Annotated in this window: 21 protein-coding genes; 12 read left to right on the top strand and 9 right to left on the bottom strand. The window is 66.7% G+C overall.

Annotation, left to right across the window (positions count from 1 at the left end; genetic code table 11):
- Nucleotides 1-20 precede the first annotated feature (20 nt).
- From ASE63_RS05915 to rpsF, 3 genes are all read right to left on the bottom strand, one after another.
- Entirely contained in the window at nt 21-980 is a 960-nt protein-coding gene (locus ASE63_RS05915; RefSeq protein WP_056797981.1) for a DUF2232 domain-containing protein, read from the bottom strand.
- A gap of 160 nt (nt 981-1,140) precedes the next feature.
- A complete protein-coding gene (gene rpsR, locus ASE63_RS05910) occupies nt 1,141-1,386 on the bottom strand; it encodes a 30S ribosomal protein S18 (protein WP_038367644.1) in 246 nt (81 codons plus the stop codon).
- Between the two features lie 3 nt (nt 1,387-1,389).
- Nucleotides 1,390-1,845 (bottom strand): 30S ribosomal protein S6, encoded by a 456-nt coding sequence (gene rpsF, locus ASE63_RS05905; protein WP_056797977.1) that lies wholly within the window; start codon nt 1,843-1,845, stop codon nt 1,390-1,392.
- A gap of 347 nt (nt 1,846-2,192) precedes the next feature.
- On the opposite strand from rpsF, the gene fabD reads away from it, so the two are divergent.
- The 7 genes from fabD (at nt 2,193) to gmk (ending at nt 8,927) form a co-directional block, all read left to right on the top strand.
- The gene (gene fabD / locus ASE63_RS05900) at nt 2,193-3,137 is read left to right on the top strand and encodes an ACP S-malonyltransferase (RefSeq protein ID WP_056797975.1); all 945 of its coding nucleotides are present in this window, start codon (nt 2,193-2,195) and stop codon (nt 3,135-3,137) included.
- A 31-nt stretch (nt 3,138-3,168) separates the two neighbouring features.
- The gene (fabG, locus tag ASE63_RS05895; protein ID WP_056797972.1) at nt 3,169-3,906 is read left to right on the top strand and encodes a 3-oxoacyl-[acyl-carrier-protein] reductase; all 738 of its coding nucleotides are present in this window, start codon (nt 3,169-3,171) and stop codon (nt 3,904-3,906) included.
- A gap of 257 nt (nt 3,907-4,163) precedes the next feature.
- Nucleotides 4,164-4,397 (top strand): acyl carrier protein, encoded by a 234-nt coding sequence (locus tag ASE63_RS05890; RefSeq protein WP_056797969.1) that lies wholly within the window; start codon nt 4,164-4,166, stop codon nt 4,395-4,397.
- Between the two features lie 94 nt (nt 4,398-4,491).
- Nucleotides 4,492-5,763, top strand: a complete 1,272-nt coding sequence (fabF, locus tag ASE63_RS05885; protein WP_056797967.1) for a beta-ketoacyl-ACP synthase II — start codon at nt 4,492-4,494, stop codon at nt 5,761-5,763.
- 199 nt (nt 5,764-5,962) lie between these two features.
- Nucleotides 5,963-7,270: an endolytic transglycosylase MltG gene (gene mltG / locus ASE63_RS05880; protein ID WP_244491299.1), complete on the top strand. Its 1,308-nt coding sequence runs from the start codon at nt 5,963-5,965 to the stop codon at nt 7,268-7,270.
- A gap of 124 nt (nt 7,271-7,394) precedes the next feature.
- Complete coding sequence (locus ASE63_RS05875; RefSeq protein WP_056797961.1) at nt 7,395-8,276, top strand: YicC/YloC family endoribonuclease; 882 nt, start codon at nt 7,395-7,397, stop codon at nt 8,274-8,276.
- Between the two features lie 6 nt (nt 8,277-8,282).
- Nucleotides 8,283-8,927, top strand: a complete 645-nt coding sequence (gene gmk / locus ASE63_RS05870) for a guanylate kinase (protein ID WP_244491298.1) — start codon at nt 8,283-8,285, stop codon at nt 8,925-8,927.
- A gap of 9 nt (nt 8,928-8,936) precedes the next feature.
- On the opposite strand, the gene rsmA is transcribed toward gmk, so the two are convergent.
- The 5 genes from rsmA to lptF are packed head-to-tail and all read right to left on the bottom strand — an operon-like array spanning nt 8,937 to nt 15,727.
- A complete protein-coding gene (rsmA, locus tag ASE63_RS05865; protein WP_056797956.1) occupies nt 8,937-9,785 on the bottom strand; it encodes a 16S rRNA (adenine(1518)-N(6)/adenine(1519)-N(6))-dimethyltransferase RsmA in 849 nt (282 codons plus the stop codon).
- A complete protein-coding gene (pdxA, locus tag ASE63_RS05860) occupies nt 9,782-10,798 on the bottom strand; it encodes a 4-hydroxythreonine-4-phosphate dehydrogenase PdxA (protein ID WP_056798121.1) in 1,017 nt (338 codons plus the stop codon). The genes rsmA and pdxA overlap by 4 nt, the downstream gene beginning before the upstream one ends.
- Before the next feature lie 60 nt (nt 10,799-10,858).
- Nucleotides 10,859-13,387, bottom strand: a complete 2,529-nt coding sequence (locus tag ASE63_RS05855; protein ID WP_056797954.1) for an LPS-assembly protein LptD — start codon at nt 13,385-13,387, stop codon at nt 10,859-10,861.
- A gap of 58 nt (nt 13,388-13,445) precedes the next feature.
- Nucleotides 13,446-14,534 carry an LPS export ABC transporter permease LptG gene (gene lptG, locus ASE63_RS05850; RefSeq protein ID WP_056797951.1) on the bottom strand — a complete coding sequence of 363 codons (1,089 nt, stop codon included), beginning with the start codon at nt 14,532-14,534 and terminating at the stop codon, nt 13,446-13,448.
- Entirely contained in the window at nt 14,534-15,727 is a 1,194-nt protein-coding gene (lptF, locus tag ASE63_RS05845) for an LPS export ABC transporter permease LptF (RefSeq protein WP_244491297.1), read from the bottom strand. The genes lptG and lptF overlap by 1 nt, the downstream gene beginning before the upstream one ends.
- 158 nt (nt 15,728-15,885) lie before the next feature.
- Here lptF and ASE63_RS05840 point away from each other — a divergent pair, with 158 nt between their 5' ends.
- Genes ASE63_RS05840 through ASE63_RS05825 form a run of 4 tightly spaced genes read left to right on the top strand, consistent with a single transcriptional unit; the run spans nt 15,886 to nt 18,500 of the window.
- Nucleotides 15,886-17,379, top strand: a complete 1,494-nt coding sequence (locus ASE63_RS05840; RefSeq protein WP_056797950.1) for a leucyl aminopeptidase — start codon at nt 15,886-15,888, stop codon at nt 17,377-17,379.
- 49 nt (nt 17,380-17,428) lie between these two features.
- On the top strand, nt 17,429-17,881 hold the full coding sequence (locus tag ASE63_RS05835) for a DNA polymerase III subunit chi (protein WP_056797946.1): 453 nt from the start codon (nt 17,429-17,431) through the stop codon (nt 17,879-17,881).
- The gene (locus ASE63_RS28255; RefSeq protein ID WP_244491296.1) at nt 17,878-18,288 is read left to right on the top strand and encodes a hypothetical protein; all 411 of its coding nucleotides are present in this window, start codon (nt 17,878-17,880) and stop codon (nt 18,286-18,288) included. The genes ASE63_RS05835 and ASE63_RS28255 overlap by 4 nt, the downstream gene beginning before the upstream one ends.
- 32 nt (nt 18,289-18,320) lie before the next feature.
- Nucleotides 18,321-18,500: a hypothetical protein gene (locus ASE63_RS05825; RefSeq protein ID WP_056797943.1), complete on the top strand. Its 180-nt coding sequence runs from the start codon at nt 18,321-18,323 to the stop codon at nt 18,498-18,500.
- Between the two features lie 6 nt (nt 18,501-18,506).
- Here the strand turns inward: ASE63_RS05825 and ASE63_RS05820 are convergent, their stop codons facing one another.
- Nucleotides 18,507-20,381 (bottom strand): ABC-F family ATP-binding cassette domain-containing protein, encoded by a 1,875-nt coding sequence (locus ASE63_RS05820; protein ID WP_056797941.1) that lies wholly within the window; start codon nt 20,379-20,381, stop codon nt 18,507-18,509.
- A gap of 363 nt (nt 20,382-20,744) precedes the next feature.
- On the opposite strand from ASE63_RS05820, the gene coaD reads away from it, so the two are divergent.
- On the top strand, nt 20,745-21,245 hold the full coding sequence (coaD, locus tag ASE63_RS05815) for a pantetheine-phosphate adenylyltransferase (RefSeq protein ID WP_056797936.1): 501 nt from the start codon (nt 20,745-20,747) through the stop codon (nt 21,243-21,245).
- Nucleotides 21,246-21,399 lie beyond the last annotated feature (154 nt).

Here is a 21,399-nt window from a genome sequence, read left to right as displayed (position 1 = left end):
AGGATCTGTTGTTTTGTTGGTCAGGTGTTGGAAGGCGGTGGAGGCAGCGCGGCCCGCTTGCGCAGGCCGAGAAGGCTGTCGATCACGCCGGCGAGCGCCAGCAGCGGTGTCAGAACGGCCTGCATCACGATGAGCGAGACATAGACGCTGATCAGCATCGGCGTGCGCCAGGCTTGGCCGCGCGAAAGATCGTGCAGCATGGCGAGGCCGCTGAACATGAAGGCGGCGGCAAGCGAGCCGACCAGGGCGACGCCGGCCAGGCCGATGAAGCCGTCCAGCGTCGCAGCGACGAAGCCGGCCGCCAGAAGCGCCAGTGCTTGGCGAGGCAGGGTTGTCGAGGGAATGAAGGGCCAGGGCCGCGGCAGGCGGCCCGAAAGCTGCACCGCCTTGGCGGCGATCCAGAGATTGGCGGTGATCGTCGTGACGACGGAGGCGCCGATGCCGAGCGGCACGGCGCGCACCAGCAGCGGCGTGAAGCTGGCAGCGAGTTCGGCCTGCGTGGTGCCTTCCGGCAGGACGATCATCTTGCTGCGCACCATCTCGGCCAGCAGGTTCTCGACGATGCGGGCGATGACTGCGCGATAGGCCTCGTAGTCGGTCGTCATGACGAGCGCGCTGGCGACGGTCGCCATCGTCGCGGTCGCCGCGATCCAGACCATCAGGTTGCCGAGCGGATACCATTCGGTCGTGCCGGCGCCATCCGTCCGCGCCAGCAGCACGAGATAGGCGATCCACCAGGCCGGCACGGCGATGATAAGCGCGAAGGCGAAGCCCGCCGGCACGCTCAGCGCGACTGCAACGGCAACGGCTCCCGCGGCGCAGGCGAACAGGCCGGCGCGGTGGTTCCAGCCCAGGGCGGCAATCAGGATCGGGAGGGGGGCGGCCGAATACAGCAGCACGGCCAGCGGCGATCCGGTGATCACCACTGAGAAAAGCAAGGCCGCTACAAGGCCCGCGCCGATGCCGACAACCGGTATCATGCTTCGTCCTGCTGTCCCGCTGCTCCCGGGCCAGATCGGCCGGGCAGGGTGAGAGGCATCTCGCCTCAACGAACCCGGTGGAGTTTCACCACAGGGCGACTGGTGGAATTCAGATCAGGAACCGGCGGCGATCGCTCGCCGCCGGGTATTCAGGAACCGCTCAGCGGATCACGTAAGGCAGCAGGCCGAGGAAGCGGGCGCGCTTGATCGCCTGGGCGAGCTCGCGCTGCTTCTTGGCGGAGACCGCCGTGATGCGCGACGGCACGATCTTGCCGCGCTCGGAGATGTAGCGCGAGAGCAGGCGCACGTCCTTGTAGTCGATCTTCGGAGCGCCCTCACCCGAGAAGGGGCAGGACTTGCGGCGGCGGAAGAAGGGGCGGCGGGCGCCAGCGGATGCAGTCGACATGGATCAGGCCTCCGCGGCAGGGGTTTCGGTGGCTTCGTCTTCGCGACGCGGACGGTCACGACGCGGGCCACGGTCGAAGCGGTCGCCGCCGCCGGGACGGTCGAAGCGGTCGCCCCGATCGCCGCGGTCATCGCGGTCGCGCTTCTGAAGCATGGCCGACTGGCCTTCCTCGAACTCTTCCACGCGGATGGTGAGGAAGCGCAGCACGTCCTCGTTGATGCGCATCTGGCGCTCCATCTCCGCCACAGCGGCAGCGGGAGCGTCGATGTTCAGCAGCGAGTAATGCGCCTTGCGGTTCTTCTTGATGCGGTAGCCGAGGGACTTGACGCCCCAGTACTCGACCTTGGGCACCGAGCCGCCATTCGCCTCGATGATCCCCTTGAACGTCTCGACAAGAGTGTCGACCTGCTGCGCGCTGACATCTTGTCGCGCGAGCAGAACATGCTCGTATTTCGCCATGATTGGCCTTCCTTGTTTCACCCTGTTTCGCTCGGCGCGGAGCCCTCCGAGCCCTGGATAAGGCCCGACAGGATTTCATCGAAGGCGGAGACACGGGATGGCGGCTTCCTGGAGGGGAGCCTGCGCCGCGGCCTCGCCTGGGCGAGAACGCACGCGCCATCCGTTCAGCCTCCGGCCGAACAAACAGGAGGCGGTCGTTACAGGCTCGGGCGCCATCATGCAACCTAAATCGGTGCGCACGGAGCGGTTCTGCGGCTAATAATCAGGCGCCGTGCTTGACTTGGCGTCCAAGGCAGTGTGACAGCGCCGTGAATCTGCGCAAGGCGCCAGAACGAGAGGCTTGCCGAATGACGACCGCGTTCCTCTTCCCCGGCCAGGGCTCACAGGCCGTCGGCATGGGCAAGACCCTCGCCGAGACGTTCCCGGTGGCGAAGGCCGTGTTCGACGAGGTCGATGCCGCATTGTCGCAAAAGCTGTCTGCGCTGATGTGGGAAGGGCCGAGCGAAGAGCTGACCCTTACCGCCAACGCCCAGCCGGCGCTCATGGCGGTCAGCCTCGCCGTCGTTCGCGTGCTCGAATCGGAGGCTGGGTTCGACCTTTCCCGCGACGCTGCCTTCGTCGCCGGCCACTCGCTCGGCGAATATTCCGCACTGGCTGCGGCGGGCACCTTCAGCATCGCCGACGCCGCGCGCCTGCTGCGCATCCGTGGCGACGCCATGCAGAAGGCGGTGCCGGCGGGCGAGGGCGCCATGGCGGCCCTGCTCGGCGCCGAGTTCGAGCTGGCACAGTTGATCGCTGCTGACGCGGCGCATGGCCAGGTCTGCGAGGTGGCCAACGACAATGGCGGCGGCCAGGTCGTGCTCTCGGGCGCCAAGGCGGCGATCGATCGGGCCATCGCTCTCTCTGGCGAGCGCGGCGTCCGGCGCGCCATGCTGCTGCCGGTTTCGGCTCCTTTCCATTGTGCGCTGATGCAGCCGGCGGCCGAGGCCATGCAGGCCGCGCTGGCGCAGGTCACGATGAAGGCTCCCATCGTGCCGGTCATGGCGAATGTCGGTGCGGCGCCGCTCACCGACCCGGACGCGATCTGCGCCTCGCTGGTGGCGCAGGTCACGGGAACGGTGCGCTGGCGCGAATGCGTCGAGACGATGGTTGCAGCGGGCGTGACGCGCTTCGTCGAGGTCGGCAGCGGCAAGGTGTTGGCCGGGCTGATCAAGCGCATCGCCGCGGGCGCAACGTCGGTATCGGTCGGAACGGCCGACGACATCGCAGGCTACAAGGCCCTGAACGGGTGAAACAACGGCAGAACGCCGAAAGGGAGAGACGATGCTTGATCTGACCGGCAAGAGAGCCCTGGTCACCGGCGCGACCGGAGGGCTGGGGGGCGCGATCGCACGCTTGCTCCACGCACAGGGCGCGAGCGTCGCGCTGTCCGGCACCCGTGTCGAGGCGCTCGAGGCCTTCGCTGCCGAACTTGGCGAGCGCGTCGAGATCGCCCCCTGCAATCTCGCTGACAAGGATTCGGTCGAGGCGCTGGTGCCCTCCGCCGAGGAGAAGCTCGGCGGCCTCGACATTCTGGTGAACAATGCCGGCGTGACGAAGGACAACCTGTTCATGCGTCTCAAGGACGAGGACTGGGACAGCGTCATCGCCGTCAACCTGACGGCCGCCTTCCGGCTCTCGCGTGCGGCCGTGAAATCGATGATGCGCCGGCGCTATGGCCGCATCATCTCGATCGGCTCCGTGGTCGGTACGATGGGGAATCCGGGGCAGGGCAACTATGCCGCCTCGAAGGCCGGCCTGATCGGCATGTCGAAGGCGCTCGCCGCCGAGGTCGCCAGCCGCAACATCACGGTCAATGTCGTCGCGCCGGGCTTCATCGAGTCACCCATGACGCAGGCGCTGAACGAGAAGCAGCGCGAGGGTATCCTCGCCGACGTTCCGATGGGACGCCTCGGCTCAGGCGGCGATGTCGCGGCCGCCGTCGCCTTTCTCGCCAGCACAGAAGCCGGGTACGTGACGGGCCAGACGCTGCATGTCAACGGCGGAATGGCAATGATCTGAGGCGCTTCCTGGGGTTTCTTGGCAAGCTCCAAGGCTTGCGCGGATGCTCTCGCCAGCCATTATCCTGTGTGTTAACTAGCGCCATCGGGCTGCGTTGCAGGAGCGGGGGACTTGACGGGAACCCGGTTGTTGCGTTTGTGCAGGCTTCGAGTTCCGACCCGCCGAGGCCGACTTGGTGCGGTGGGATTCAGGAGTGAAGATCCCTATACGCGGCGCGATCCAGCGCTGCGTGTTTTCAATCGTTAAGGAAGAGACCCATGAGCGATGTCGCCGAGCGCGTGAAGAAGATCGTGGTCGAGCATCTCGGCGTCGAGCCTGAGAAGGTCGTGGAAGGCGCCAACTTCATCGAGGACCTGGGGGCGGACAGCCTCGACACGGTTGAACTCGTGATGGCGTTCGAGGAAGAGTTCGGCGTCGAGATCCCGGACGATGCGGCCGAGACGATCGTGACCGTCGGCGACGCCGTCAAGTTCCTGTCCAAGAGCGCCTGATCGGGCGTTCGGGCTTTCGCCCGAATCCAACGCCAGCGCCGCCCCGTCCGGGGCGGCCTTCAGCCGAGGAAACATGGCTTCTCGCACTCTTACGTTGCGCCGCGTGGTCGTCACCGGGCTGGGCATGGTGACGCCGCTCGGATGCGGCGTCGAACCGACCTGGGCCCGCCTGATCGCCGGCCAGAGCGGCGCCGGCCCGATAACCGGCTTCCAGGTGGACGATCTGCCTGCACGCATCGCCTGCCATATTCCCCGTGGGGACGGCAGCGACGGCACCTTCGATCCCGACCAGTGGATGGAGCCGAAGGAGCAGCGCAAGGTCGACGATTTCATCGTCTACGCAATGGCGGCTGCCCGCCAGGCGCTGAACGATGCCGGCTGGGCGCCGGAATCCTATGAGGATCAGATCCGCACTGGCGTAGCCATCGGCTCCGGCATCGGCGGCCTGGGCGGCATTTATGACGCCGCGCTGCTCGTCAAGGAGCGCGGCCCGCGCCGGCTCTCGCCCTTCTTCATTCCCGGTCGCCTGATCAATCTTGCCGCGGGCTATGTCTCGATCGAGCACGGTCTCAAGGGGCCAAACCATTCGGCCGTTACGGCCTGTTCGACCGGTGCCCATGCGGTCGGCGATGCAGCGCGCATGATTGCGCTCGGCGATGCCGATGTCATGGTGGCGGGCGGTGCCGAATCGGGCATCAATCGCATAGGCATTGCAGGTTTCTGTGCCTGCCGCGCCCTCTCCACGAATTTCAACGACACACCCGAGAAGGCCTCGCGCCCCTATGACAAGGACCGCGACGGTTTCGTGATGGGCGAGGGCGCGGGTGTCCTCGTGCTCGAGGAACTCGACCACGCGCTGGCCCGTGGCGCCCGGATCTATGCCGAGGTCCTCGGCTACGGCCTGTCGGGCGACGCCTACCACATCACCTCGCCGGCCGAGGACGGCGACGGCGCCTATCGCTGTATGTCCATGGCGCTCGACCGGGCCGGTCTGTCCGCCGGCGACGTCGACTACGTCAACGCGCACGGCACCTCCACACCGCTGGGCGACGAGATCGAGTTGCGAGCCGTCGAGCGGCTCCTGGCCGGCGCGGCAAGGAAACCTTCCATGTCCTCGACCAAATCGGCGACAGGCCATTTGCTCGGCGCCGCAGGGGCCATCGAGGCGATCTTCTCCGTGCTGGCGATCCGCGACCAGATCGCCCCGCCGACGATCAATCTCGACAATCCCTCCGTCGAGACCGATCTCGATCTCGTTCCGCATGTCGCACGCAAGCGCGAGATCGACGTCGTCCTGTCGAACTCCTTCGGTTTTGGCGGCACCAATGCGTCGCTCGTGATGCGGCGCTATGCCGGGAGCGCGTGAGGCGCTCCTGCCAGCGCGCTTTCGCCATAATGTTCAGTAGAGTGCGCAAGCTCCTGCGGGAGCACGAATCTGCTTTCACGGGCGCCGTGAATCCGGTTCAATTGCATCGGCAATCGGCCGATTGCCGCCAATTTACGGGGCTGCCTGGCTGGCTGAAACCGTGTGCCCTGACGATGTCCGAAGTGCGAGCGCTACACCTGTGAACGATTCGCCACGCGTTGCCCCGAAGAGTCCCAGCGAGGCGCTGAAGCCGGTCGCCCCGCCGGCGCCGCCGCCAAAGGCGCGTCGCCGCCGCCGCAGCAGCCCTTTCGTCGCCATGATGAGCGGGCTGTTCACAGCGCTGCTCGTGATCGCGGGGCTGGTCGGGGCGGGGATCGCCATGGTCGGCAGCCAGAGCCGTGCCCCCGGACCGCTCGCGAACGATCGCGTCCTGATCATCCCGAGGGATAGCGGGTTGACCGAAATTGCCGATCTGCTTCAGCGCGAAGGCATGATCGAGCATCCTTGGTCCTTCCGGCTCTCGGCTCTGGCCAGCGGCAACTGGACCAAGCTCAAGGCCGGCGAATACCTGTTCAAGGCGCGTGTCAGCCAGACCGAGATTCTCGACATCATCGCCGACGGCAAGGTCGTCGAGCACGCGATCACCATCCCCGAAGGGCTCACCAGCGAGCAGATCGTCGCCCGCCTGCGCGAGAACGATCTCCTGACCGGCGATATCGTCCAGGTTCCGCGCGAAGGCACGATCCTGCCCGACACCTACCGCTTCCCGCGCGGCTTCACCCGACAGGCGATCATCGACCGCATGGCGCGAGACCAGCGCACGATCCTCGCCCGTATCTGGGAGCGCCGGCCCACCGATCTGCCGATCAAGACGCCGCAGGAACTGGTCGTGCTGGCCTCGATCGTGGAGAAGGAGACCGGTCGTGCCGATGAGCGCCCGCGCGTCGCCGGCGTCTTCATCAACCGCCTGAACCGCAAGATGCGGCTCCAGTCTGACCCGACGATCGTCTACGGCATCGTCGGCGGCAAGGGCACGCTCGGCCGTCCGATCCAGCGCAACGAGATCACCCAGGCGACGCCCTACAACACCTATGTCATCGACGGCTTGCCGCCGGGCCCGATCGCCAATCCCGGCCGCGCCGCGATGGAGGCCGTGGTCAATCATTCGCGCACCAAGGAGCTCTACTTCGTCGCGGACGGCACCGGTGGCCATGCCTTCGGTGAGAGCCTGGAGCAGCACAACCGCAATGTCGGCCGCTGGCGCCAGATCGAGGCCGGGCGTCGCGAGGCGGGCAAGCCTGCGCCGGACGGCGCGGTCGACAAGGTCGAGCCGCCGCCGGCTCCCGATACCCGTTCGGAAGGGCCGCAGCCGGCCGAAGGCGAGGCGATCCGCCGCGCCAGCACGTCCCGCGCCTTCGACGCCTCGGAGGGCACGGAACGCGATCCGCTGCGGAACAAGACCTTCGATCTCAATTCGCCGAAGCTGGTTCCCGAGCTGCGGCCCTGACCGGAGCGGTACTCCCGTCCGGAGTCGTCCCCATCTTCCTGTGAGGGCGAATGGCGCGGCGCTTGCCCGCCGATGCCCCCGCCACTAGGGTCCCGCCGCATTGAAGCGGCGGAGGCTTGAGGCGATGGCGATCGAGAGCATGACGGGCTTCGCCCGCACGGCCGGGACCGTGGGCATCCACGCCTGGGCCTGGGAAATCCGCAGTGTCAACGGTCGCGGTCTCGATGTCCGCGTCCGCGTGCCGCCCGGCTTCGAAGTGTTGGCCGAGGCTGCCCGCAAGCGCCTGACCGGCGCCTTCGCGCGCGGCACGCTCCACGTCAATCTTCAGATCACCAGCGACTCCGGCCCGCCGCGGCCGCGCATCAACGAGGCGGCGCTGGCGGGGCTGCTGCAGGCGATCGCCCGACTTCCGGCCTCGGACGCAGTGCGTCCGCCATCCTATGACGGGCTGCTCGGCATACGTGGCGTCGTCGAACTCGCCGACGAAAGCGAGGATGCGCTGACCGCCATCGAAGCACCGGTCCTGGCGGGTCTTGATGCGGTCGTGCTCGGCCTCAAGGAAGCGCGCGCCGCCGAGGGGCGGGCGCTCGACACCGTGCTCGCCGGTCATCTCGAGACCATCGCCCGCCTGACGACGCAGGCCGAGCAGCATCCGGCGCGGGGCGTCGAGGCGATCCGCGAACGCATCGCGGCGCAGGTCGCGGCTCTGCTCGAGGCGAGTCAGGCGCTGGATCCGCAGCGATTGCACCAGGAGGCGGCGCTGCTCGCGGTGAGGGCAGACATCCGCGAGGAGATCGACCGGCTTCACGCCCATGTCGCCGCGCTGCGCCTGCTGCTCGACCAGGGCGGGCCGATCGGCCGCAAGCTCGATTTCCTGTCGCAGGAATTCGGCCGCGAGGCTTCGACACTGTGCGCCAAGGCTGGCGACGCCGGACTCTCGCGCATCGGCCTCGAATTGCGGACCGTCGTCGACCAGATGCGCGAGCAGGTTCAGAATGTGGAGTGAATGCTGATGGCCGATGTCGCGCGCCCGGCCCGCCGCGGGCTGATGCTGATTCTGTCCTCGCCTTCGGGGGCGGGCAAGTCGACCCTGACCCGCAACCTCAAATCCGAGAACAATCTCGATCTTTCGGTTTCCGTGACGACCCGCGCCAAGCGGCCTTCCGAGATCGACGGGGTACACTACCGCTTCATCGAGCGGCCCGCCTTCGACCAGATGAAGCAGCACAATGAACTGCTGGAATGGGCCGAGGTCCACGGCAATGGCTACGGCACGCCGCGCAAAGAGGTCGAGGCCTCGCTGGCCGCCGGGCGCGACGTCCTTTTCGACATCGACTGGCAGGGAACGCAGCAGATCGTGACAAAGGCCCGTGCCGATGTCGTGACGATCTTCATCTTGCCGCCGTCGATGGCAGAGCTGCGCTCGCGCCTGGTGCGTCGCGCCGAGGACGCGCCCGAGGTCATCGCCAAGCGGCTCGACAATGCGCGCGACGAGATCGCGCGCTGGAACAAGTATGACTACGTCATCGTCAATGACGACCTCCAGGCCGCCTATGAATCGGTCAAGTCGATCCTTACCGCCGAGCGTCTGAAGCGCGAGCGCGCCACCGGGCTGTCCGACTTCGTGACGACTTTGCTGGCCGAGGAACTGGCCTGAGCAGCGCCCTCAGAGACGCTCGGCCAGCGTATTGGCGAGCCTGACGAAGCCCGAGACCGGCACTTCTTCGGCACGGGCCGTCGGCGCGAGGCTGGCCTGCTCGATCCAGTCGGCAGGTTCTGCCAGAACGGCCTTCAGGCTCTGCCTCAGCATCTTGCGACGCTGGCCGAAGGCCGCGAGCGTGATGCGTTCGAGCAGGCGTTTATCGCAGGGCTCGGGATCTTGCCGCGGCAGGAGCTGGACGATCGCCGAGGTGATCTTCGGCGGCGGCACGAAGGCGCTGCGCGGTACGTCGAACAGGATCTTCGTCTCGCAGCGCCAGTTGCTCAGCACAGCCAGCCGGCCGTAATCGGCGCGCTGCTCAGGTGTCGCGACGATGCGTTCCGCGACCTCGCGCTGGAACATCAGGGTCAGCGACGTCCACCAGGACGGCCAAGGGTCCAGGCTGAGCCAACCGACCAGCAGCGGCGTGCCGATATTGTAGGGCAGGTTCGCGACGATCCGGGCCGGCTTCCCGCCGAGCCGCTCCACGAGATCGACCGTCAGCGCGTCGCCCTCGACCACCTCCAGGCGGCCCGGATAATGGGCCGCGATCTCCGCCAGCGCCGGCAGGCAGCGCCGGTCGCGCTCGACTGCGATGACGCGGCCGGCGCCGTTTGCGAGCAGCGCCCGCGTCAACCCGCCCGGGCCGGGACCGATCTCGACGATGACCTCGCCTTCGAGAGGGCCCGCCGCCCGGGCGATCCGCGAGGTCAGGTTGAGGTCGTAGAGGAAATTCTGCCCGAGCGACTTCTGCGCCGTCAGCCCGTGGCGCTCGACGACCTCGCGCAACGGCGGCAGGGAATCGATCTGGCTCATTCGGCTGCCTTTGCAAGTTGCCTGGCCATGCGTGCAGCCAGCTTCAGTGCCGCTATGAGGCTGTCGGGCCGAGCGATCCCCTTGCCGGCAATGTCGAAGGCGGTGCCATGGTCCGGCGAGGTACGGATGAAGGGCAGACCCAGCGTGACGTTGACACCTTCGTCGAAGGCGATCGTCTTGATCGGGATCAGCGCCTGGTCGTGATACATCGCGAGCGCCGCGTCGTATCCGGCCCGGGCCCGCGCATGGAACATCGTGTCGGCGGGATAGGGGCCGCGCGCATCGATTCCGAGCGCCCGGAGCGCCGTGACGGCAGGCGCGACCACCGCAGCATCCTCGCCGCCGAGGGCCCCGCTCTCGCCCGCATGCGGGTTGAGCCCGCTCAGCGCGAGGCGCGGATTCGCGATCCCGAAGCTGCGCTTCAATCCCTCGGCGACGATGCGGCCGGTCTCGACGATCAATTCGGTCGTCAGCAAATCCGGTACGGCGCGGAGCGGCACATGGATCGTCACCGGCACGACCGCAAGCTCGTCGCACCACAGCATCATCACCGGCATGGGCGGCGTGCCGCCGTCACCGGCGAGGTGGGCGAGGTATTCGGTATGGCCGGGATGAGCGAAGCCCGCAGCATAGAGCACGGATTTGGCGATCGGATTGGTAACGACCGCTGCGGCCTGACCCTGCCGCACCGCGGCTACCGCCCGTGATATCGAGGCGATCGTGCCCTGTGCCGTCGCCGGGGCGGGCCGTCCGGGCTCCGCCGCGGTCGCCTCGGCGAGCGGGATGACAGGCAGCGCGGTCGCGAAATGACGGCCGGCCTCATCCCAGTCGCAGGCGACCAGCGGAACGTCCAGCCCGAGCCGGCGCGACAACCGCGCCAGATGGTCGATATCCGCAATGCAGGCGAAGGGCGGCAGCCCGAGCGCGTTCCGGCGTGCCCAGGCGAGGAGGCTGAGCTCGGGCCCGACGCCCGCAGGGTCGCCCTGCGTCAGGGCGAGCGGTGGCAGGGACATGGTTGCGTCGGCCGTCATGTGGCCGCCTTTGTCATTTGTCGGGCGGCCGCCGGCCTCGGCTCAGTTGCTTGAGGACACGCCGTCGCCGACGGTCGAGGAGGCGTCGAGATTCTGCGAGTAGCTCACTTCGCCCAACGTCCTCAGTTCGAGCCGGAACATCACGGTGCGCGTGTCCTTGGTCGCGCCGGACTGGCGGTCGGCATAGCTTTGCGAATAGCTCACGTCGAACACCGTGCATTCGTCGGTGTAGTTGATGCCGAAGCTCGTCGAAGCGGTCTGGAACAGGCCGCCATTGGAGTATTTCGGTAGCGCCGACCCCGGCGAGGCCAGCCAGGACGTGTACTGGCTGTAGCGGACCTCGCGGTCGAGCTTGTACTTGTCGAGGTCGAACAGCACGCCGGCGCGCAGGCGCCAGTTCGGCGTCACGGCGAGCGATCCGCTCAGCGAGAGACCCTCGCGCCGGCGTGGGATTCCGAGATTGGGCTGCGGCTCGTAGCGGCCATAGCCGACCGAGGCGCTGATGACGCTCGTCGAATAGGTTGCGGCGGCATCGATGCGCTGCGCCTCGAACGTCGTCGAGTTGAGGCGGGTGGCGCCGGTGAAGAACAGCCCCTTGAAGGGCGAGTACTGGGCGCGGGCGACGATGTCCGAGGTGTCGGTATCCAGCCCCGAATCGAGGCCGGTATTGACCAGGTCCGCGCTGGCGAAGGAGTTGCGCCCGCCGAGATGGTAGGATTGGCCGAGCAGCAGGTTGGCGAAGCCCTCCTTGCCGAAGCGGCCGGTATAGAGCGCGCCGACATTGGCGCGGGTGCCGCCCTCGACGCGGTCGTAGCCGGAGAACTTGCCGCTCCACTCGAACAGGTTGTTGGCGTCGAAAACGAGGCTCTGCGCATCCTCGTTGGCGACGCGCAGACTATTGGTTTCGTTCGGGCGCGCCACGATCTGCGCAACCGGCTCGATGATATGCGTGCCCCAGGAGGTCTTGGCGACGAAAGGATAGCGATACATCAGGCCGATCGCGGGCATCACCCGGCCGAAGACCTCGTCCGAGGTGTCGGCGATCGTGCGGACATTCGCGTTCGGGTAGCCCGTCGTGTCCGGACGGATCGAGAAGATGTCGGCCCGCACCGAGGCATAGGGGGTCCACATCTGGCCGAGCGGGTCGATGAAGTTGCGCCGCCAGGATGCCTCGGCCGTAGCCCGCGCAACATTGCCCGCGAGGCCGCGGATGAGGCAGGTGCTTTTCTGGTAGACCGCGCAGCCGTCATACAGGGAATAGGGCGTTCCGCTGCTGGTGGTGCCGTTGATCAGATAGTTCGTCTGCTGCGGCAACTGCTGGAACGCAGCCGCATCGCGCGTCAGATGCGTGAGGTTCGCGGTGAAGCTCAGCTCGCCGCCGAGGAAACTCGGCTTGTGGACGCGCTTGTTGTAGTCGATCACCGGCAGAACCGTCGGCTGCTGCTTTTGCCAGTCCGTCGAGGTCAGCGGCTGGAAGTAGTAGGCGCGCGCATCGAACCAGGCCGTTGCGCTCTGGCCGTTAAGATAGGCGGTCGAGATCACTTCCTGCAGATAGGTGGTGGCGCTCAGACCCTGGTTGAGGATGCGGTAGTTCTTGTAGAACCAGCGATCCGTCGACATCGAGGCGTTCCAGCCGAACGACCAGCGCGGATTGATGAAGAACTTGCCGTTCGTCTCCAGCGCGCCGCGGAAGGTATCGTCACCGGCTCCGAGCGGTGCGTCGAGGAATGCTTCCTTTTCCCGCTGGAAGATCCCCGAGGCCCGGATCGAGTAGGAGCCGTTCGCCAGCCGGTGGCGCCATTCGGCCTGGCCGAGCAGTCCCTGCCGCGTCATATAGGTCGGCGTCAGGGTCACGTCGTAGTTCGGTGCCAGGTTGATGAAATAGGGCAGGCCGACGCCGAAGCCGAGTGGGCCTGTGTTGAGGAATTTCGGCGCCAGGAAACCCGACTTCCGCTTCACCGTCGAATCCGGTCCCGACATGTAGGGGACATAGGCCAGCGGCACGCCGGCGAATTCGAGGCGCGCCTCCTCGTAATAGATCGTCTGCTCGGCCTTCTTGTGGATGATCCGCGCGGCTCGAACCTGCCAGAGCGGCGGCCTCTCCGGATTGTCCTTGCAGGGCTCGCAGGCGGTGTAGATGCCCTTCTCGAATATGAAGGTCTCGCCATCCGTGCGCTCAGCGCGGGGCGCGCTGAAGCGTGTCTTGTCCGGGTTCACGACGCGCAGCGAATCGATGAAGCCGTCGCGGAAATCATCCGTCAGGTTGAAGCGGTCGCCGGTGATGACGGTGCCGTTCGCTTCTGTGATGCGGGCGTTGCCGACCGCGACGACGCGCTTGCCGGCCTGGTCGTAGGTGACGCGGTCGGCCTCGATGGTGCGGCCCTGATAGAGGATCTGCACATCGCCGACGGCTGAAACGGTCTTCTTGTCATTGTCGTAGACGAGCTCGCGCGCATCCACGACCATCCGCTCCTGCTGGGCAGGCGGGGTCTGCGCCGAAGCTGTCCCGGCCATGGCCAGGATATAGGCAAGGCTCGAGGCGAGCGCCGTCGCCGCGGCAAATCGAGCCACGCGCCTTACGCCGGGAACCATACGCTCAATCCAAAATTAACCATAGGCACAGTACGATTTACCCGTCTTCCTGATGGAGGAGCGCGAGAGCGCCGAGCATCGAGCCTATGGTTGCGGGCAGCCATGCTGCAACCACCGGATTGACGATGCCTGACGAGCCTAGCTCCTCCGACAGCTGCGTCGCGACATAGAGCACGAACCCGGCCGCGACGCCACCTATCACCAGTCTGGTCACGCCACCAAACCGGAAAAATCTTAAGGAAACGGATGCGGCCACCAGCACCATGGCGACCAGCAGCAGTGGCCTTGCCATAAGTGACTGATAACGCAGCTCATAGCGCGTCGTGTCGAGGCCGGCGCGCTGGGTCCGATCGATCACGGCAGGCATCGACCAGAACCCGACGGCCTCGGGCGGTGTGAAGCTCTGCCGCACCTGCTCGGGCTCCAGTGTCGTCGCGAAGAGATAGGTGCCGTAGTTCTGCGGCTCGTCCGTCGTCGAGATGACGCGCGCGTCCGTCAGTTCCCAATAGCCGTGATGCAGCACCGCCTGCTTGGCGTCGATCCGTTCGCTGAAGCCGCCTCCCGGGGAAAAGTTGAAGATCGCGACCTGCGACAGCCCGTCGCCGTCCGGCAGCGAGCCGGCCGCGCGGATGATGGCCTGCCCGTCCATGCTCCGCTGGCGCAGCCAGACATCGGGCGCATTGTTGGATTGGGCGGCGCGCACGAACAGCCGCGTCTCGAGCGCGGTCGCCCTGCTTTTCAGCTCGGCCGCCACTGGGTTGTAGACCAGGATCGAGAGCAGACCGATGACGCCTGCGACCAGCGCCGCCGGCTGCAGGAACTGCCAGGCGGACATGCCGACCGAGCGGGCGACGACGAGCTCGAGCTTCCGGCTTAGCGTCAGCAGCGCGAACATGCCGCCGAACAGGACGGCGAAGGGAAATATTTGCTCGGCCACGCTCGGCACGCGAAACAGGGCGAGCTGGACGATCAGCGGGGTCGTGGCCAGCGGCGAATCGCCCGCCCGCCGCATCAACTCCACGAAATCGAGCGTTCCGATCAGGAAGAAGAACGTGCCGAACACGCCCAGGATGGAGCGCGCGAACTGCTTCGTCAGATAGCGGCCGAAGGTGGAGGTAAGCAGCATCAGGCGCGCCTGAGCCGCGATGCAAGCCCGCTGAAGGGCGCCGCCAACGGCGCTATCGCCCGGGAGAGGAACGGCCGCAGGCGCTGGCCATACAGGATCACCGCCGTGGCAAGAATGATCGCCACCACGGGGAGAATGTACAGCAGCGCCGCGGCGAAGGGCGAACGCACGCTTGCCGTCCAGGCCATGTAGGCTCCGATGCGCGTCGCCGCGACGATGAGGATCGCGGCCTGGATCGCAAAGGCGCGGCCCTGGCGCGTGGTGCGCGCCTCGCCGATGCAGGCGAAGGCGATCAGCATGAAGGCCATCGGATAGAGCGCTGCCGAAAGGCGGTTGTGCAGCTCGGCCCGGAAACGCCCCTCCTGGAATTTGTAGTATTGCTCGTTCGGATCCTGGTTGAGGAGCTGCCAGGTCGAGCGTTCGCGCGGCTTGTAGACGACCTTGTCGCCATCGCCTTCGCCCGGACCGCCGGTCGGGTCCCCGGACAGCGCCGAAAGATTCAGCGCATAGCGCTCGAAGGAGATGATCGAGGTCGTGTCGGTGTTCTTGGTTTCGCGCTGGATCGTGCCCTTCTCCAGCATCAGGAAGCTCGATCCCTCGACCTCGGCCGTCCGGCCGCGCTCTGCGATATAGATCGAGGGCTGGTTCGGGTCGCGCCGGTCCTGCATGAAGATGCCGAGCAGCGCGTCGCCGGAACGCTCTCGGTAATGGAAGGTGATGCCGGAATCGAGCGAGACGAACTGGCCTTCCTTGACGACATTGGCGACGAAATCGGCACGGATCAGCGTGATCAGGTCGCGCAGCATCCGGAAGCCGGCCGGCATCACCGATAGCGACATCCAGCCCACGAACAGCGAGACCGCGATCGTCAGCACGATGAAGGGACGCGCGATCCGCCGCGGCGCCACGCCGGCGGCATTCATCACGATCAGCTCCGAATCGCCGTTGAGGCGGTTCAGCGTGTAAAGCGTCGCCATGAACAGCGCGACCGGCGCGATGCCGGCCAGCAGCGCCGGCAGCGACAGAAGCGTGACGGTGAAGAAGATTACCACCGTCTGGCCCTTGCCGGTGATCAGGTCGACCTCGCGCAGCGCCTGCGTGACCCAGATCACGCTCGTCAGCCCGATCAGCAGGACGACCGTTGCGATCATCGCCGACTTCAGGATGTAGCGGTCGAGACGCTGTAGCAGCACGTTTGGGCTTCCGATTGGTCAGCGCGGAAAGGGGCCGACGCTGGTGGTTCGCGGAAATCACCCTATGGTATAGGCGCAATCAAGGCGCAAACGGGAATCGTTTGCGGCCGCTTTGTTTCGCCCCGCCCAAAGCTCCCTCGCAACATCGTGAGCCGATTATGTCCCAGCGCCTGAAGCTCGAGATCAAAGCCCTCAACGCGATCGGCGGGCAGGACCTGGTGATCCTGATGTCGGACACGCTGACTCCGCCCGAGGCCGCCGGCGAATGGCTGGGCGAGGGTGGCCATGCGCTGCTTGCACGCGCCGCTGCCGCCGAGCGCTTCAAGGGCAAGGCGCTTGCCGGCCTGACCCTGCTCGCGCCGCAGGACGCCGGTTATGAGCGGCTCATCGTGGTCGGTGTGGGTCCGGAAACGGAGCGCGGCACGCTCGATTTCGCCAGGCTTGGCGGCGCGATCGCGGGCCGGCTCGGTCATGGCCGCAGCGCCGACGTGATCCTGGCGCTACCGGAAGGGCCGCTCGCGCCCGATCAGGCGGCCGAGATCGCGCTCGGCATGCGCCTGCGCACTTATGCCTTCGATCTCTACAAGACCAAGAGCCGAAAGGCCGAAGAGGCCGAGCCGTTCAAGGTGACCCTGCGCGCGGAGGACCCGGCCCCGGTCAAGAAGGCGCTGAAAGCCCGCGAGGCGGTCGCCGCCGGCGTCGAGATCGCGCGCAACCTCGTCAACGAGCCGCCCAATGTGCTCTTTCCCGAGGAGTTCGCCGATCGTGCGGCCAAGCTCGACAAGCTCGGCGTCGAGATCGAGATTCTCGACGAGAAGCAGCTGAAGAAGATCGGTATGCGCGCGCTGCTGGGCGTCGGTCAGGGCTCGCGCCGCGAGAGCCGCGTGGTGATCATGCGCTGGAACGGCGCCAAGGGCGGCGCCCAGCCGGTCGCCTTCGTCGGCAAGGGCGTCACCTTCGATACCGGCGGCATTTCGCTGAAGCCCGGTGCCGGCATGGAGGACATGAAGGGCGACATGGCCGGCGCGGCCTGCGTCACCGGGCTGATGCACGCGCTGGCCGCGCGCAAGGCCAAGGTCAACGCCATCGGCATCATCGGCCTCGTCGAGAACATGCCCGATGGCAATGCCCAGCGTCCGGGCGACATCGTCACCTCGCTGTCGGGCCAGACCATCGAGATCATCAACACCGACGCCGAGGGCCGGCTCGTCCTCGCCGACGTGCTCTGGTACACGCAGGAGCGCTTCAAGCCGAAATTCATGATCGATCTCGCGACGCTGACCGGCGCCATCCTGGTCGCGCTGGCGCAGGAGCATGCCGGGCTGTTTTCCAACAGCGACGAGATCGCGGAGCGGCTTTCGGCGGCGGGCGAGGCGACCGGCGAGAAGGTCTGGCGCCTGCCGCTCGGCAAGGCCTACGACAAGATGATCGATTCGAAGTTCGCCGACATGAAGAACGCTGCCGGGCGCCACGGTGGCTCGATCACCGCCGCACAATTCCTGCAGCGCCACGTCAACGACACGCCGTGGGTGCATCTCGACATCGCCGGCACCGGCATGGGCTCGCCGAATTCCGAGACGAACCGCTCCTGGGGCTCGGGCTGGGGCGTGCGCCTGCTCGACCGCCTCGTCGCCGAGCATTACGAAAGCTGATTCGATCTGTCAGGACAGATCAGCAAGTCGCTGAAGGAAAAGGCTTTCGATGGCCGAGATCCTGTTCTTCCACCTCCAGTCGCGCCCGCTCGAGCAGGTGCTGCCGACGATTCTCGACCGGGCGCTTTCGCGCGGCCAGAAGGTCGTCGTCGAGGTGGCGAGCCAGGAGCGTCTGAGCGCGGTCGACGACCATCTCTGGACGTATTCGGACGAGAGCTTCCTGCCCCATGTCACGGCGATGGAGGCCGATGCCGCGACTAACGCGGTGGTCCTGACGACGCATGCGCATAATCCTAACGCGGCCCAGGTCCGCATCTGCGCCGACGGTGTCCGTATTCCCGACGCAATGCAGGACTACGAGCGCGTCGTATTGATATTCGACGGCGACGATCCGGATGCGCTGGCTGCAGCGCGCGAGGATTGGAAGAAGGCCAAGGCCTCGGGCGCTGCCGCCAGCTATTGGCAGCAGGACGAAACCGGCCGCTGGGAGAAGAAAGCGTGAGACTGCCTGTCCTGCTCGTTTGTGCCGCCGCTCTCGGCGGATGTTCCGTCGATATGGGCGGCTTCTCCTTCACCTCCGATACGCGCGATGGCCAGACCACCACGACCACGAGCAGCGTCTCGGCGCGCGCCTCGACGCAGGAAGCGACGCTGATGCCGGACGGACAGTGCAGCGCCGGCGTCTCGCTCGATCCCTCGACCCGCCCGCTGCCGCCGGCCATCGCCGAGGGCATCACCGAATGCGAGCTGGTCAAGCTGAAGGGCACCCGCCCGACCGACGTGCTCATCGGCGAGAGTGGCAAGGGTCACCGCGAGACGCAGGTGCTCTATGCTGAGCCAGGCGGCCGCGAGATCTATATGTTTACCGACAACAGGCTGAGCCGGATCGTGAAGCCCGGGCAGGGCTGAGGCGGCTGGTTGGGGCCAAGCAGGAGCCGATCGTGGCCGAGCGTTTTGAACGTCACCGCCAGCCTTGGACGGGCGAGGAACTCGACAAGCTGAAGCTGCTTGCCAAGAAGGGGATGGCGCTGAAGGCGATCTCGAAGGCCCTGACGCGCAGCGAGGAATCGATCAAGGACCGCGCCAAACTCGACGGCATCGGGATCGCCAAGCTGCGATAGGTTCGTTTACGCGCTCTCCAGCTCCTCGCCCAGCATAAGCCATTCTTCCTCTGCGGCGGTGAGCGCTTCCGCCAGCTCCGCCCGCTGCCGCGACAGGGTCAGCGCCTTTTCCGGCTCGCGTGCGAAGGCGCCGTTCGCCAGCGCCCCGTCGACCTTCTCGATCAGCCCGGTCAGCTTGGCGATCTTCGCCTCGGCGAGGTTGAGCTTCTGGCGCAGCGGGCCCTGGGCGGCGCGCTTGACCGCCGCACCCTTGCGCTCCTCGGACTTACCGCCCGCGGCTGCCGTCTCTGGCGCCGCCTTCTCGCGCTTGGCGGCCTTCGCCGTGCCGAGCACGAGGCTGCGATAATCCTCCATGTCGCCGTCGAAATTCCTGACCGTGCCGTCGCCGACGATCCAGAGCCGGTCGGCGCAGGATTCGATCAGGAAGCGGTCGTGGCTGACGAGGATGACGGCGCCCGGATAGTCGTTGATCGCATTGACCAGCGCGGTGCGGCTGTCGATGTCGAGATGGTTGGTCGGTTCGTCGAGGATCAGCAGATGCGGGCCGCCGAAGGCAGCGAGCCCCAGCATCAGCCGTGCCTTCTCGCCGCCGGAGAGGTTCTTCACCGGCGTCTCGGCCTTGCTGGCGGGAAAACCGATCTGCGCCGCCTTCGAGCGCACCTTGGCCTCGGGCGCATCCGGCATCAGGTCGCGTAGGTGCGCGACCGGCGTGTCCTCGAGCCGCAATTCGTCGAGCTGGTGCTGGGCAAAATAGGCCGTCTCCAGCTTGGATGATTTGCGCATTTCGCCCGACAGGGGCGGCAGCCGGCCGCCGATCAGCTTGCAGAAGGTCGACTTTCCGTTGCCGTTCGAGCCGAGCAGGGCAATGCGGTCGTCCGGTAGCAGCGTCAGGTTGAGCTTCGAGAGCACCTTGCGCTCGCCATAGCCGGCGCTGGCATCGTTCAGCACGATCATCGGCGGCGCGAGCGGCTTCTCCGGGCCGGGCAGGCTGAAGGGCTGGACGTCGCGATCGACGATGGTCGCGATCGTTTCCATCTTCTCCAGACGCTTCACGCGGGACTGCGCCTGCCGCGCCTTGGTGGCCTTGGCCTTGAAGCGATCGACGAAGGACTGGAGATGCTTGCGCTCGGCGTCCTGCTTCTCCTTGGCCTTGGCGAGCTGCATCTGCTTTTCAGCGCGCTGCTTGGCGAAGGAGGTGTAGCCGCCGCGATAGATCGTCAGCTTGCCTTGATCGAGATGCAGGATGTGGTCGACGCAGGTATCGAGCAACTCGCGATCATGGCTGACCACGAGGACGGTGTGCGGATAGCGCTCGAGATAGTCGTAGAGCCAGAGCGTGCCTTCGAGGTCGAGATAGTTGGTCGGCTCGTCGAGCAGCAGCAGGTCCGGCTCGGAGAACAGAACCGCAGCAAGCGCGACGCGCATGCGCCAGCCGCCCGAGAAATCCGAGCATGGACGCTGCTGCGCGGCCTCGTCGAAGCCGAGGCCATGCAGAACGGTCGCGGCGCGGGCAGGGGCGGAATGGGCGTTGATGTCGGCCAGCCGCGTCCCGATCTCGGCAATGCGGTGCGGATCGGTCGCCGTCTCCGATTCCGCCATCAGCGCGGCGCGCTCGGTATCGGCGGCGAGCACCACCTCGATCAGCGATTCAGGCCCGCCCGGCGCCTCTTGCGCGACGCCGCCGATGCGCCGGCCCTTGGGCAGGCTGATATTGCCGCCTTCCGACGACAGGTCGCCGGTGATCATCCGGAACAGCGTCGTCTTGCCGGTGCCGTTGCGGCCGACCAGGCCGACGCGCGAGCCGTCCGGAAGCGAGGCACTGGCATGGTCGAGCAGCAGGCGCTCGCCGAGCCGGTAGGTGATGTCGTTGATGGTGAGCATGCCGGCTTTTGGCGTGAAGACGCCGCGAAGGCAATCGTCAAAGCCTCTCAGGGGCCGCAAGCCATGCTTTCGCCATCATCCCGCCCTTTGGCGGCCCAGACGCGACATCAGGCAGGTTGAGAGAGAATTTCCCTGATTCGGCAGGTATCTATGCTGTTTGATCTGAGTGCTGTTGGTCGGCGCCGCGATTCGGTGGCTGCCTCGCTTCTGGTGTCCGTCTCCGTCATGGCCAGCAGTCTCGCCGCTCTGGCGGCGCTCATGCCGATGTCGTGAGGCTGTCTCGGTAGAGAAGGCTGGCCTGCGTCGGCGGGGCCGTATCGGTCCTGCTTGTCGGGCGCGGGCCCAGCAGCTAACGCTGGGTCCATGACGCGCACCGCCTTCTACACCGGCTCCTTCGACCCCGTGACCAACGGCCATGCCGACGTCATCGCGGCGGCCGCTGGCCTCTGCGACCGGCTGGTCCTCGCCATCGGTGTCCACCCCGGCAAGACGCCGCTGCTCACCGCGGAGCGCCGCGCGGAACTCCTGCGCGAGGTAGCGACGCCGCTGCTGGCGGCGAGGGGGGCTGTGCTTGATGTCGTGACCTTCGACGACCTCGCCGTCGATGCGGCGCGCCGGGCAGGGGCGAGTATCATCGTCCGCGGGCTGCGCGACGGCTCCGACCTCGATTACGAGATGCAGATGGCCGGCATGAACGCGGTTATGGCGCCCGAGGTGCAGACCGTCTTCCTGCCAGCGTCGCCCGGCGTGCGCTACATCACGGCGACGCTCGTCCGGCAGATCGCGGCAATGGGGGGCGATGTCGCGCCCTTCGTTCCGGAGGCAGTGCTTGCCGCTCTGAAGGAGCGTTTCGCGCAGCGCTGATCGGTCGCGGAGCCGGTCTGCGTTGCCGCTTCGAACCGCCATTCCGGCCAAAATGGCTCCTCGGGAAGGGCTCGGGGTGTTTCCCGGCACTCTCCGACGCCGTGCCCGCGCTTTGTCCCGGCTTCGATCACGCCCTGCGGATTTTGGTTTGCAT

The sequence above is a fragment of the Allobosea sp. Root381 genome (assembly GCF_001429395.1).
Lineage (GTDB): Bacteria > Pseudomonadota > Alphaproteobacteria > Rhizobiales > Beijerinckiaceae > Allobosea.
Note: the sequence above shows the minus strand (reverse complement) of the source record. Positions and strands in the feature narration are given on the sequence as shown.